12 protein-coding genes are annotated in these 13,036 nt (G+C 42.0%); 11 read left to right on the plus strand and 1 reads right to left on the minus strand.

Going from position 1 to position 13,036, the window contains the following annotated elements; translation table 11 throughout:
- Window positions 1–10: 10 nt before the first annotated feature.
- The 9 genes from lepA (at window position 11) to mtaB (ending at window position 11,109) form a co-directional block, all read left to right on the plus strand.
- Window positions 11–1,849 carry a translation elongation factor 4 gene (lepA, locus tag V6Z54_RS14495; RefSeq protein WP_024423038.1) on the plus strand — a complete coding sequence of 613 codons (1,839 nt, stop codon included), beginning with the start codon at window positions 11–13 and terminating at the stop codon, window positions 1,847–1,849.
- A 114-nt stretch (window positions 1,850–1,963) separates the two neighbouring features.
- Window positions 1,964–3,103, plus strand: a complete 1,140-nt coding sequence (gene hemW / locus V6Z54_RS14500; RefSeq protein ID WP_338527446.1) for a radical SAM family heme chaperone HemW — start codon at window positions 1,964–1,966, stop codon at window positions 3,101–3,103.
- A gap of 81 nt (window positions 3,104–3,184) precedes the next feature.
- Window positions 3,185–4,216 (plus strand): heat-inducible transcriptional repressor HrcA, encoded by a 1,032-nt coding sequence (gene hrcA / locus V6Z54_RS14505; protein ID WP_003217350.1) that lies wholly within the window; start codon window positions 3,185–3,187, stop codon window positions 4,214–4,216.
- 63 nt (window positions 4,217–4,279) lie between these two features.
- Complete coding sequence (gene grpE / locus V6Z54_RS14510) at window positions 4,280–4,837, plus strand: nucleotide exchange factor GrpE (RefSeq protein WP_041086263.1); 558 nt, start codon at window positions 4,280–4,282, stop codon at window positions 4,835–4,837.
- Window positions 4,838–4,861: 24 nt separating this feature from the next.
- Window positions 4,862–6,700 (plus strand): molecular chaperone DnaK, encoded by a 1,839-nt coding sequence (gene dnaK / locus V6Z54_RS14515; protein ID WP_305960318.1) that lies wholly within the window; start codon window positions 4,862–4,864, stop codon window positions 6,698–6,700.
- A 165-nt stretch (window positions 6,701–6,865) separates the two neighbouring features.
- A complete protein-coding gene (gene dnaJ / locus V6Z54_RS14520) occupies window positions 6,866–7,999 on the plus strand; it encodes a molecular chaperone DnaJ (protein WP_024427952.1) in 1,134 nt (377 codons plus the stop codon).
- A 22-nt stretch (window positions 8,000–8,021) separates the two neighbouring features.
- Window positions 8,022–8,957: a 50S ribosomal protein L11 methyltransferase gene (gene prmA, locus V6Z54_RS14525; protein ID WP_073979124.1), complete on the plus strand. Its 936-nt coding sequence runs from the start codon at window positions 8,022–8,024 to the stop codon at window positions 8,955–8,957.
- Window positions 8,958–8,980: 23 nt separating this feature from the next.
- Window positions 8,981–9,751 (plus strand): 16S rRNA (uracil(1498)-N(3))-methyltransferase, encoded by a 771-nt coding sequence (locus V6Z54_RS14530; RefSeq protein ID WP_041086257.1) that lies wholly within the window; start codon window positions 8,981–8,983, stop codon window positions 9,749–9,751.
- The gene (gene mtaB / locus V6Z54_RS14535) at window positions 9,751–11,109 is read left to right on the plus strand and encodes a tRNA (N(6)-L-threonylcarbamoyladenosine(37)-C(2))-methylthiotransferase MtaB (RefSeq protein ID WP_041086256.1); all 1,359 of its coding nucleotides are present in this window, start codon (window positions 9,751–9,753) and stop codon (window positions 11,107–11,109) included. Before V6Z54_RS14530 ends, mtaB begins: the two co-directional genes overlap by 1 nt.
- 42 nt (window positions 11,110–11,151) lie before the next feature.
- Here the strand turns inward: mtaB and V6Z54_RS14540 are convergent, their stop codons facing one another.
- Complete coding sequence (locus V6Z54_RS14540) at window positions 11,152–12,081, minus strand: Na/Pi symporter (RefSeq protein ID WP_075611658.1); 930 nt, start codon at window positions 12,079–12,081, stop codon at window positions 11,152–11,154.
- 182 nt (window positions 12,082–12,263) lie between these two features.
- Between V6Z54_RS14540 and rpsU the strand changes: the two genes are divergently transcribed.
- A complete protein-coding gene (gene rpsU / locus V6Z54_RS14545; RefSeq protein WP_003152957.1) occupies window positions 12,264–12,437 on the plus strand; it encodes a 30S ribosomal protein S21 in 174 nt (57 codons plus the stop codon).
- Window positions 12,438–12,451: 14 nt separating this feature from the next.
- Entirely contained in the window at window positions 12,452–12,901 is a 450-nt protein-coding gene (locus tag V6Z54_RS14550) for a GatB/YqeY domain-containing protein (RefSeq protein WP_041086254.1), read from the plus strand.
- The last annotated feature ends 135 nt before the right edge of the window (window positions 12,902–13,036 follow it).

The following is a 13,036-nucleotide window of genomic DNA, read 5'->3' on the forward strand; positions in this document are numbered from 1 at the left end:
GTGATAGATTGTGACAGATAAAGAAAAACGATTAGAGCGGCAATCAAGAATTCGAAATTTCTCCATTATCGCCCATATTGACCATGGGAAATCCACATTGGCGGACCGTATTTTAGAAAAAACAGCGGCGATTACTCAACGGGAAATGAAAGAACAATTACTTGATTCCATGGATTTAGAGCGTGAACGCGGCATAACGATTAAATTAAACTCTGTCCAGCTGAAGTATAAGGCGAAGGATGGAGAAGAATATATTATGCACCTGATTGATACACCAGGGCATGTCGACTTCACCTATGAGGTATCTCGAAGCCTAGCTGCCTGTGAGGGTGCGATTCTCGTAGTAGATGCAGCACAAGGAATTGAAGCACAGACACTTGCGAACGTTTATTTAGCTCTTGATAACAACTTAGAAATTCTTCCGATTATCAATAAAATCGATCTGCCGAGTGCAGAGCCTGAGCGTGTAAGAGAAGAAATTGAAGATGTCATCGGGTTGGATGCATCTGAAGCTGTTCTCACCTCTGCTAAGGCGGGTATTGGAATCGAGGATATTTTAGAACAAATCGTTGAAAAGGTGCCGGCACCTGCTGGAGATCCAGAAGCACCACTTCAAGCCCTTATTTTTGATTCTCTTTACGATGCGTATCGCGGCGTTATTGCGTACATACGAATTGTTGAAGGAACCGTCAGACCTGGTCAGAAAATTAAAATGATGGCGACGGGGAAAGAATTTGAAGTCCTTGAAGTCGGCGTATTCACACCAAAAGCCATGCCAACAGATGAACTCACCGTTGGAGATGTTGGCTACTTAACAGCTGCAATTAAAAATGTCGGTGATACACGTGTAGGGGATACGATCACAAGTGCGGAAAACCCTGCGAAAGAAGCACTGCCAGGATACAGAAAGCTAAACCCAATGGTATACTGCGGACTTTATCCGATTGATACAGCGAAATACAATGACTTACGTGAAGCGTTAGAAAAGCTTGAATTAAATGATTCTTCACTTCAATATGAGGCAGAGACATCCCAAGCACTTGGCTTCGGTTTCCGCTGCGGCTTCCTTGGAATGCTTCATATGGAAATCATCCAAGAACGGATTGAACGTGAATTTAAAATTGATCTGATTACGACAGCGCCAAGTGTTATTTATGATGTATATATGACAGACGGAGAAAAAATCGTCGTAGATAACCCGTCCAATCTGCCTGATCCGCAAAAGATTGAGCGAATTGAAGAACCATATGTAAAAGCAACAATGATGGTGCCAAACGATTATGTAGGCTCTGTGATGGAGCTTTGCCAAGGAAAGCGCGGGAATTTCATCGATATGCAGTATCTTGATGCGAACCGCGTGAGCATTGTGTACGAAATTCCTTTGGCAGAGATCGTATACGAATTCTTTGATCAGCTAAAGTCCAACACAAAAGGCTACGCGTCCTTTGATTATGAGCTGATTGGCTATCGTCCATCGACACTCGTGAAGATGGATATCATGCTGAATGGCGAAAAAATCGATGCCCTTTCCTTTATCGTACACCGCGATTATGCATATGAACGAGGCAAGATCATCGTAGAAAAGCTAAAAGAACTAATTCCACGCCAGCATTTTGAAGTGCCAGTTCAAGCAGCAATCGGTCAAAAAATTGTTGCTCGTTCCACCATTAAAGCAATGCGTAAAAACGTACTTGCCAAATGTTATGGTGGAGACATTTCCCGGAAAAGAAAGCTTCTTGAGAAGCAAAAAGAAGGGAAAAAGCGCATGAAGCAAGTGGGCTCTGTTGAAGTCCCGCAAGAAGCATTTATGGCCGTGCTGAAGATGGACGACAGCACACCGAAAAAATAACATCCTCAAGGCTGCTTGCTTTACAATGTCTGCCTTGACGTTTATAGTCGATAACAAACAAAGGCGCCGCAGCGATAAACTGCGGCTCTTTACCTGTAAAGAAGGTGTCATCAAATGAAAGCAGCATACATTCACATTCCATTTTGTGAGCACATTTGCCACTATTGTGATTTCAATAAATTTTTCATTAAAACGCAGCCAGTCGATGAATACTTAGCGGCTCTTGAAAAAGAGATGCAGCATACGATCGAAAAAAAGGGCGAGCAGGAACTCAAGACGATTTTTATTGGCGGGGGAACCCCGACATCACTGACTGTCAGCCAGCTAGACAAGCTCATGAACAGCATTCACCGTGTATTAAAGCCGACAAAAAACCTGATTGAATTTGCAGTGGAAGCGAACCCAGATGAATTATCACTCGAGAAGCTGCATGTGCTAAAAGCAGCTGGCGTGAATCGGCTGAGTTTTGGCGTTCAAACCTTTGAAGACGATTTGCTCAAAAAAATCGGACGAGTTCATCAAAAAAAGGATGTCCTTACGTCCTTTGAGCGAGCTAGAGCGGTTGGATTTGACAATATTAGCCTCGATCTCATGTTTGGCTTGCCGCATCAAGAAAAGCATCATGTGATGAATTCACTTGAGACAGCTTTCTCGCTGGGGGCAGAGCATTATTCGGTTTACTCACTCATCGTCGAGCCGAAAACCGTTTTTTACAACTTAATGCAAAAAGGAAAACTTCATTTACCGCCGCAAGAACGTGAGGCTGAAATGTATGAGCTTGTGATGGATGAAATGGAGCGCCAGGGATTAAAGCAGTACGAAATTAGCAATTACGCCAAACCTGGCTTTGAAAGCCAGCATAACCTGACCTATTGGAGCAATGAAGATTACTTCGGTTTTGGTGCAGGCGCACACGGGTATGTAGATGGCGTCCGAAATGTGAACGCAGGGCCGGTGAAACATTATTTGGAGCTGATCGACCAAACAGGGTTCCCGTATAAGGAAACACATCAGGTCACAAAAGCAGAGCAAATAGAAGAAGAAATGTTTTTAGGTCTTCGAAAGATCGAAGGAGTGAAAAGCGCTGATTTCCAAACAAAATATGGTACTGCACCAGAAGCACTTTTTCCCACTGTTCTTGAAGAATTAGAAGAAAAAGGCCTCATTGTAAAAGATGACATAGGGATCCGTTTAACAAGAAAAGGAAAATTGTTAGGGAATGAAGTATTTCAAGCGTTTCTCGGTGAGTTATAATTGACATTTTAATTTGAGTTTGGTAATTTTGTTTATACAATTAGCACTCGTTGAAAGAGAGTGCTAACAGGGGTGATGATGATGTTAACAAATCGTCAGCTTTTGATTCTGCAAGTCATCATTAATGACTTTATTCGTTCGGCGCAGCCAGTTGGATCAAGGACTCTTTCTAAAAAAGAAGACATTACGTTCAGCTCTGCGACGATTAGAAACGAAATGGCTGATTTGGAGGAACTTGGTTTTATTGAAAAGACCCATTCTTCATCAGGAAGAATTCCTTCCGAAAAAGGATATCGTTATTATGTAGATCATTTGCTCTCTCCGCGAAAACTGTCGTCTAAAGAGCTTGTGCTCATCCAGTCGGCCTTTCAGGAGAAAATTTTTGAGCTGGAAAAGACAGTTCAAAAATCGGCGGAAATTTTATCAGATCTCACAAACTATACATCGATTGTGCTTGGACCAAAGCTAAGTGAAAATCGATTAAAGCAAATTCAGCTTGTCCCTGTTCAGCCAAACAAAGCAGTGGCAATCATGATTACAGACAGCGGACATGTTGAAAACAAAACCATTACCTTCTCTGAGCATCTCGATGTCTCCGATATTGAGAAGCTGATGAATATTTTAAACAGCCGCCTAGCCGGAGTCCCGATGGATCAGCTGAAGGACAGAATGTATAAAGAAGTTGTGATGCTTCTTCGCACGCATTTAAAAGATTATGATCATATTTTAGATGCACTCGGCAATACATTTACATCGACTCAAAATGAATCAAAACTTTTCTTTGGCGGGAAGATTAATATGTTGAATCAGCCAGAGTTTCATGACATTGACCGCATTCGTTCACTCATGATGCTTATTGAGCAAAAGAATGATGTCATGCAGCTGTTTCATCCAAATCAGCAAGGAATCACCATTAAAATCGGTTCAGAAAACAATTTGGAAGCGATGGAGAATTGCAGCTTAATCACAGCCACTTATTCGATTGATCAAAAATCACTCGGCTCCATTGCTGTCATCGGTCCAACCCGTATGGATTATGGCAGGGTTGTTAGTCTCTTGCATCATGTATCAAAAGACTTGTCAAACGCACTTTCCAATTTGTATGATGAGTAGGGTGATAAAAGATAGGGGCACAGCCCCTTCGTATTTTTGAATCTTTTGAGGGAGGTGAACACAATGTCAGAAGAAAAACAGACACCTGAGCAAGAAGCAGAGGTTGAAGCACAAGAAGAAGCAGTTCAAGCAGATACTGAGGAAGTAACACATGATGAACAGTCTGCCTTCCAAGAAAAAATCGATGAATTGCAGCAGCTTCTAGATGAAAAAGAAAACAAAATTCTGCGTGTTCAAGCAGATTTTGAAAACTATAAACGCCGTGCTCGAACTGAAGTGGAGACCGTGCAAAAATATCGTTCTCAACATGTTGTTAGTGATCTTCTCCCAGCTCTTGATAACTTTGAAAGAGCGCTTGGAATTGATCCAGACAATGAGCAGACGAAAAGTTTGTTAGAAGGAATGCAAATGGTTTACCGCCAGCTGGTAGAAGCGTTGAAAAATGAAGGCGTTGAACCAATTGAAGCTGTCGGCAAAGAGTTCGATCCAAACCTTCATCAAGCTGTCATGCAAGTTGAAGATGAAAACTACGATTCAAATATCGTTGTAGAAGAATTGCAAAAGGGCTATAAACTCAAAGACCGAGTTATTCGTCCATCAATGGTAAAAGTAAATCAATAACTACATAATGGGAGGTCATCGAATATGAGTAAAATCATTGGGATTGACTTAGGAACAACAAACTCATGTGTTGCAGTACTTGAAGGCGGCGAGCCAAAAGTCATTGCTAACGCTGAAGGAGCACGTACAACACCATCTGTTGTCGCTTTTAAAAATGGAGAGCGCCAAGTTGGTGAAGTAGCAAAACGTCAATCAATTACAAACCCGAACACGATCATGTCTGTTAAAAGACATATGGGTACAGATTATAAAGTAGAAGTTGAAGGCAAGAACTATACACCGCAGGAAATCTCTGCAATCATTCTTCAACACCTTAAATCTTACGCTGAAGGCTATCTTGGCGAAGAAGTAACAAAAGCTGTTATCACAGTTCCTGCTTACTTCAACGATGCAGAACGTCAAGCAACGAAAGATGCTGGTAAAATTGCTGGTCTTGAAGTAGAACGTATCATCAACGAACCAACAGCAGCTGCACTTGCATATGGTTTAGATAAAACAGAAGAAGATCAAACGATTCTTGTATACGACCTTGGCGGCGGTACATTTGACGTATCGATCCTTGAGCTTGGAGACGGCGTCTTTGAAGTGCGCTCAACTGCTGGGGACAACCGTCTAGGTGGAGACGATTTTGACCAAGTCATCATTGATCACCTAGTGGCTGAATTCAAAAAAGAAAATGGCATTGATCTTTCTAAAGATAAAATGGCGCTTCAGCGTTTAAAAGATGCTGCTGAAAAAGCGAAAAAAGATCTTTCAGGTGTATCTTCTACACAAATTTCACTGCCATTTATCACAGCTGGAGAAGCAGGACCTCTTCACCTTGAATTAACGTTAACGCGTGCTAAATTCGAAGAGCTTTCTGCAGATCTTGTAGAGCGTACAATGACACCTGTACGTCAGTCATTGAAAGATGCTGGTTTATCTGCTAGCGAGATTGATAAAGTCATCCTTGTAGGTGGATCAACTCGTATTCCTGCAGTCCAAGAAGCAATCAAAAAAGAAACAGGCAAAGAGCCTCATAAAGGTGTAAACCCTGATGAAGTAGTTGCACTTGGTGCAGCGATCCAAGGTGGAGTCATCACAGGAGACGTCAAAGACGTTGTTCTTCTTGACGTAACACCACTTTCTTTAGGAATTGAAACAATGGGCGGCGTGTTCACGAAGCTGATTGAACGTAATACAACAATTCCAACAAGTAAATCTCAAGTATTCTCAACGGCTGCTGACAACCAAACAGCTGTAGATATCCATGTCTTGCAAGGTGAGCGCCCAATGGCTGCAGATAACAAAACATTAGGCCGCTTCCAATTGACTGATATCCCGCCAGCACCACGCGGCGTACCGCAAATTGAAGTATCTTTTGATATCGATAAAAACGGTATTGTCAACGTACGTGCGAAAGATATGGGTACAGGCAAAGAGCAAAACATCACAATCAAATCTTCTTCAGGTCTTTCTGATGATGAGATCGAAAAAATGGTCAAAGAAGCAGAAGAAAATGCTGAAGCAGATGCGAAGAAAAAAGAAGAAATCGAAGTGCGCAACGAAGCAGATCAATTAGTGTTTACAACTGAAAAAACATTAAAAGATCTAGAAGGCAAAATCGATGAAGAGCAAGTGAAAAAAGCAAACGACGCGAAAGATGCACTAAAAGCTGCGATCGAAAAAGGCGAGTTTGAAGACATCAAAGCGAAAAAAGATGAGCTGCAAACAATCGTTCAAGAATTAACGACAAAGCTCTATGAAGAAGCTGCAAAACAAGCACAAACTCAGCAAGAAGGCGCTGAAGGTGCTCAAAAAGCAGATGACAATGTAGTGGATGCAGAATACGAAGAAGTAAACGACGATCAAGAGAAAAAATAATCACCTTTACTTTTGAAAAAGGCTGCTGAAACGTACTCGTCAGAAAGTCAAAGTCAGGATCTCTTGGCTTTGACTTTTTTTCTTTTCAACGATGAAAGGAATTGAAAAAAGTTAAATCAAAATGATACAATCGTATTTATGTGAGAAAATCGGGAGTGTGAAGAGATGAGTAAGCGTGATTACTATGAAGTGCTTGGCGTAAGTAAGAGCGCCTCAAAGGACGAAATCAAAAAGGCATACCGCAAGCTTTCAAAAAAGTATCACCCTGATATTAATAAAGAAGCTGGCTCAGATGAGAAATTCAAAGAAGTAAAAGAAGCCTATGAAACCCTTTCTGATGATCAAAAACGTTCGCATTATGACCAGTTCGGTCATACCGATCCAAACCAAGGCTTTGGCGGCGGCGGTTTTGGTGGAGGGGGAGATTTTGGCGGCTTCGGCGGCTTTGATGACATCTTCTCTAGTATTTTTGGCGGCGGAGCGAGAAGAAGAGATCCAAATGCACCACGCCAAGGAGCGGACCTGCAATATACAATGACGCTTTCATTCGAAGAAGCGGCATTTGGAAAAGAAGCAACGATTGAAATCCCTCGTGAAGAATCTTGTGAAACATGTCATGGATCAGGAGCAAAGCCTGGTACGCAGGCGAAAACTTGTTCACATTGCGGAGGATCTGGTCAATTAAATGTTGAGCAATCCACTCCGTTTGGTAAAGTGGTCAACCGCAGAGTATGTAACTACTGTAGCGGAACAGGGAAACAAATTGACCATAAATGTTCAACATGCGGCGGATCTGGCAAAGTGCGCAAGCGTAAGAAAATTAACGTGACGATCCCTGCAGGTGTTGATGATGGTCAGCAGCTCAGAGTATCTGGTCAAGGTGAACCAGGTGTAAATGGAGGACCTCCAGGCGATCTATTCGTTGTATTCCATGTGCGTGCGCATGAATTCTTCGAGCGTGATGGAGATGACATATACTGCGAGATGCCGCTCACCTTTGCCCAAGCTGCATTAGGTGACGAAATTGAAGTGCCGACATTACACGGAAAAGTAAAATTAAAAGTTCCTGCTGGCACTCAAACTGGCACGAAGTTTAGACTTAAAGGAAAAGGTGTGAAAAATGTACGCGGCTACGGCCAAGGCGATCAGCATATCGTTGTACGTGTCGTCACACCGACAAATTTAACAGACAATCAAAAAGATATCATTAGAAAATTTGCTGAAGTGAGCGGAAATAAACCGGACGAACAAGAAATGAGCTTTTTCGATAAGGTAAAACGCGCATTTAAAGGCGAGTAAGACGGATAAGGAGTTGGTAGTATTGAAGTGGTCAGAAATTAGCGTCCATACAACAAATGAAGCGGTGGAACCGATCACCAATATTTTGCATGAAGCAGGTGCAAGTGGTGTCGTGATTGAGGACCCGCTTGATTTAGTCAAGGAACGTGAAAATGTATACGGTGAGATCTACCAGCTCGATCCGAATGACTATCCGGATGAAGGTGTCATTGTCAAAGCTTATCTTCCAATGAACAGCTTTTTGATGGAAACGGTAGATGAGATCAAAGAAGCCATCAACAATCTTCTTCTATACGATATTGACCTTGGACGCAATACACTGTCAATTTGTGAAGTGAATGAAGAAGAATGGGCCACCGCATGGAAGAAATACTATCATCCTGTGAAAATTTCTGAAAAATTCACCATCGTTCCAACGTGGGAAGAATATACGCCGGTTCATTCTGATGAACTGATTATTGAAATGGACCCTGGAATGGCATTTGGAACAGGTACGCATCCCACAACCGTCCTTTGTATTCAGGCGCTTGAGCGCTATGTAAAGGAAAACGATACGGTGATTGATGTTGGAACAGGCTCTGGGATTTTAAGTGTGGCAGCAGCGATGCTTGGTGCAAAGGACATTCAAGCCTTTGATCTCGACACCGTTGCGGTAGAAAGTGCGAAGCAAAACATCGAACTAAATGGTGTAAGTGAAAAAGTGGCGATCAAACAAAACAACTTGCTTGATGGGATTTCAGGTGAGCGTGATGTGATTGTCGCCAACATTCTGGCAGAAGTAATTTTGCGCTTTACAGATAAAGCCTATGACCTATTGAAGAAAGATGGCTATTTCATTACATCAGGCATCATTGGACAAAAGAAATTACAAGTCAAAACAGCATTAGAAGAAGCAGGTTTTGATATTGTTGAAGTGCTGTCAATGGAAGATTGGGTCAGCATTATAGCGAAAAAATAAAGCGAGTAGGTGTCAGGACACGTATGCAACGATATTTTATCGACCTCACGAAAGAAGAAGTGACTGCAAAGGGAGCCATCGTTATAAAAGGTGAAGATGTACATCATCTTTCCAATGTCATGCGGATGAAAGCAGGGCAGGAAATCCTTTGTTTAACGACAGACGGCTTTGAAGCGCTTAGTAAAATTGATACAATAACAAAGGAAGAAGTGATTTGTCACCTTGAAAGCTGGACAAATCAGGACAGAGAACTTCCGATTAGGGTGACGATCGCAAGCGGTCTTCCAAAAGGAGATAAGCTTGAGCTCATTATCCAAAAAGGCACAGAGCTTGGCGCAAGTGCTTTTATCCCATTTCAAGCGGCTCGTTCTATTACAAAGCTTGACCAAAAAAAGTCACATAAAAAACGAGAGCGCTGGGAGAAAATCGCGAAAGAAGCAGCAGAGCAGTCCTACCGGAATATCATTCCGCGTGTTTATTCAGTATCAACGTTTAAAGAGCTGACGCAATTAGCTGGTGAATTCGATAAATGTGTCGTTGCATACGAAGAATCATCGAAAGAAGGAGAGCAAAGCCGCTTTCAAACTGTTCTTCAACAGATGAAAGGCGGACAAACCTTGCTAGTGGTTTTTGGCCCTGAAGGCGGTTTGGCAGAAAAGGAGATTGAAGAGCTTGAAACGCTTGGTGCAGTCGTTTGCGGGCTCGGACCACGCATTTTAAGAACGGAAACCGCTCCTTTATACGCGCTTTCCGCTATATCTTATCAAACAGAGTTATTAAGAGGTGAATCATGATGGGAACAGTAGCGTTCCATACACTTGGCTGTAAGGTCAACCACTATGAAACAGAGGCGATCTGGCAGCTGTTTAAAGAAGCTGGCTATGAAAGAAAAGAGTATGAATCAAAAGCAGACGTATATGTCATTAATACATGTACGGTCACGAATACAGGCGATAAGAAAAGCCGCCAAGTCATTAGAAGAGCCATTCGTCATAACCCGGATGGTGTCATTTGTGTAACCGGCTGCTATGCGCAAACATCTCCAGCAGAAATCATGGCGATTCCTGGTGTTGATATTGTGGTTGGAACACAGGACAGACATAAACTACTAGGTTATATAGAAGAATACCGCAGAGAAAGACAGCCGATCAACGGTGTTGGCAATATCATGAAAGCACGTGTGTTTGAAGAACTTGATGTTCCTGCCTTTACAGACAGAACGCGCGCTTCATTAAAAATCCAAGAAGGCTGTAACAACTTCTGTACATTCTGCATTATTCCTTGGGCGCGCGGCCTTCTTCGTTCTCGCGATCCAGAAGAAGTCATCAATCAAGCGCAGCAGCTTGTTGATGCAGGCTATAAAGAAATTGTGCTTACAGGTATTCACACAGGCGGATACGGAGAAGACTTAAAGGATTATAACTTTGCGAAGCTTCTGAGAGAATTAGATGAACGTGTTATTGGCTTAAAACGAATCCGTATTTCATCTATTGAAGCTAGTCAAATTACAGATGAAGTGATTGAAGTGCTTGATCAGTCAGATAAAATTGTCAGACACTTACACATCCCGCTTCAATCTGGCTCAAATACTGTGCTAAAAAGAATGCGCCGTAAATATACGATGGAATTCTTTGCAGAGCGTTTAACAAAGCTGAAAAAAGCATTGCCAGGACTTGCTGTCACCTCTGATGTAATCGTAGGATTCCCTGGGGAAACAGAAGAAGAGTTCTTGGAAACATACAATTTTGTCAAAGACCATCAATTCTCTGAGCTGCACGTCTTCCCTTACAGCAAACGTACAGGTACACCGGCTGCAAGAATGGAAGATCAAGTGGATGAAAATGTGAAAAACGAACGTGTTCACCGTTTGATCGCTCTTTCTGACCAGCTTGCGAAAGAGTATGCATCAGCATATGAAGGTGATGTGCTAGAAATTATTCCGGAAGAATCCTTCAAAGAACAAGAAGGAAACCACAATCTTTATGTTGGTTATACCGATAACTATATGAAGGTTGTATTCGAAGGGACAGAGGACATGATCGGCCGATTGGTCAAAGTGAAAATTACGAAAGCGGGTTATCCTTATAACGAAGGACAATTCGTTCGTATCAGCGATGATGTGCAACCAGAAAAAGTGAGAATGACCTCATAATAGATAAAAAAACCGGCAGCCAAAAGGGCAAGCCGGTTTCTTTTATTTTGTCTGACTCGGCATGAGACACAAGATCAATGCGTGAAAAGGGCGTATGAACGGGAAGAAGAGGAGAGAGCTTGCCACATTAAACAGCAGGCTGAAATGCGCAATCTGCTGGGCGGGTGAGCTTGCGAGAAGGGCGACAACCTCTGTAATCAGAGCGAGAAACGGAAGGCATAAAAGAACCCCCAGTACATTAAACACGACGTGTGCATAAGCCGTCTGACGTGCCGCGTAGCCGCCAGATATGGCAGCCATCACAGCTGTAATACATGTCCCAATATTGGACCCTAACACAAAGCTGATGCCTTCCTGAAGTGCCACAGTTCCTTCGTTCATAAATCCCATTAAAATGCCGATACAGACAGAGCTCGAATGAACAATCGCTGTGAAAATGGTACCTGAAAGCAGCGCTGTCCAGTCTGAATGCTGCATCATTTCAAGAAAACGCAATGTCTCAGGCTGACTTGTCATCATCCCCGCAATTTTTGAGAAGCCTTGAATGCAAAAAAAGATCATCCCGAGCCCAAATAAACTTTTTCCTGCATGTCTAAAAGATGTCCTACCAAAAAGGATGCATACAAGACCGGCTATGATCAAAACCCACATGAAGACATCCATTTTAATAGCAATAAATTCTGTCGTAAACGTGGAGCCAATATTGGTTCCAAGAATCATTGGGATCGATTTTTTAAAAGAGAGAATGCCTGTACTGACAAAGCCGATGACGATGACCATAAACGCCGAACTGCTTTGTAGAACCCCTGTAAACACAATGCTGACCAAGAATGCTTTGACTGGGTGATCTGTAAAGAGAAGAAGTGATTTCTCAATACGAGACGACGCAAGCGCCATTAATCCTTTTCTCAGCAAACCCATTGACCATAAAAAAATGAAAATAAGTGCACAAAAATAAATGATCGCCATCATAAGAAAGTCCTCCTCTTACCAATGAATATATGGACTTGTCTACCTGCTCATGACGAAAATATATTTCCAAATCACTTAGTTGACCTCACACAAGGCTTATATTATAATGTCTAGGTACATGTTTTGCATGTATATCTTTTTTTAATGCAGTCGATTGGTGTATTCGGAGGGAGGGAAAGAGAATGTCAAAAACGGTCGTTAGAAAAAACGAATCGCTTGAAGATGCTCTTCGTCGCTTTAAACGCAGTGTATCCAAAACTGGAACATTGCAAGAAGCAAGAAAGCGTGAATTTTATGAAAAGCCTAGCGTAAAGCGTAAGAAAAAGTCTGAAGCTGCTAGAAAACGTAAATTCTAAAGAGGGTGGATTTTATGAGTCTTCTTGAGCAATTAAATTCTGATATGAAGCTTATGATGAAAAACCGTGAGAAAGACAAGCTTGTTGTCATTCGTATGGTAAAGGCTTCGCTGCAAAATGAAGCAATTAAGCTTAAGAAAGACAGTTTGACCGGCGATGAGGAACTAACCGTCCTTTCCCGCGAGATTAAGCAACGTAAAGACTCCCTCCATGAATTTTCGAAAGCTAATCGCTTAGATTTAGTAGATAAAGTTCAAAAAGAGATTGACATCTTAGACGTTTATTTACCGGAACAGCTTTCTGAAGAAGAACTGCAAACGATCGTGAAAGAAACGATTGCTGAAACAGGTGCTTCCTCAAAGGCTGACATGGGTAAAGTTATGAGCGCTATTATGCCAAAAGTAAAAGGTAAAGCTGATGGAGCTGTCATTAACAGACTTGTCAGCGAGCAGCTGTCTCAATAAAAAAGTATCCTTCTATTGTTAGAAGGGTACTTTTTTTATGCCCTCATGATTCTGTCATATAAAAATGAAACCTATGATACATTTGTAACGTATGTAAAGGAACAGTAAAATGGAAGAAAGAGAGGAGGGATCATC

Origin of the sequence: Bacillus sp. MAG717A, assembly GCF_036884855.1 — a bacterium.
Lineage (GTDB): Bacteria > Bacillota > Bacilli > Bacillales > Bacillaceae > Bacillus > Bacillus safensis.

What these genes read in the sequence shown, in the direction of transcription:
- hemW (WP_338527446.1), top strand. Translation starts at nt 1,964, where the DNA reads ATGAAAGCAGCATACATTCACATTCCATTTTGTGAGCACATTTGCCAC.
- hrcA (WP_003217350.1), top strand. Translation starts at nt 3,185, where the DNA reads ATGTTAACAAATCGTCAGCTTTTGATTCTGCAAGTCATCATTAATGAC.
- grpE (WP_041086263.1), top strand. Translation starts at nt 4,280, where the DNA reads ATGTCAGAAGAAAAACAGACACCTGAGCAAGAAGCAGAGGTTGAAGCA.
- dnaK (WP_305960318.1), top strand. Translation starts at nt 4,862, where the DNA reads ATGAGTAAAATCATTGGGATTGACTTAGGAACAACAAACTCATGTGTT.
- dnaJ (WP_024427952.1), top strand. Translation starts at nt 6,866, where the DNA reads ATGAGTAAGCGTGATTACTATGAAGTGCTTGGCGTAAGTAAGAGCGCC.
- V6Z54_RS14530 (WP_041086257.1), top strand. Translation starts at nt 8,981, where the DNA reads ATGCAACGATATTTTATCGACCTCACGAAAGAAGAAGTGACTGCAAAG.
- mtaB (WP_041086256.1), top strand. Translation starts at nt 9,751, where the DNA reads ATGGGAACAGTAGCGTTCCATACACTTGGCTGTAAGGTCAACCACTAT.
- V6Z54_RS14540 (WP_075611658.1), bottom strand. Translation starts at nt 12,081, where the DNA reads ATGATGGCGATCATTTATTTTTGTGCACTTATTTTCATTTTTTTATGG.
- rpsU (WP_003152957.1), top strand. Translation starts at nt 12,264, where the DNA reads ATGTCAAAAACGGTCGTTAGAAAAAACGAATCGCTTGAAGATGCTCTT.
- V6Z54_RS14550 (WP_041086254.1), top strand. Translation starts at nt 12,452, where the DNA reads ATGAGTCTTCTTGAGCAATTAAATTCTGATATGAAGCTTATGATGAAA.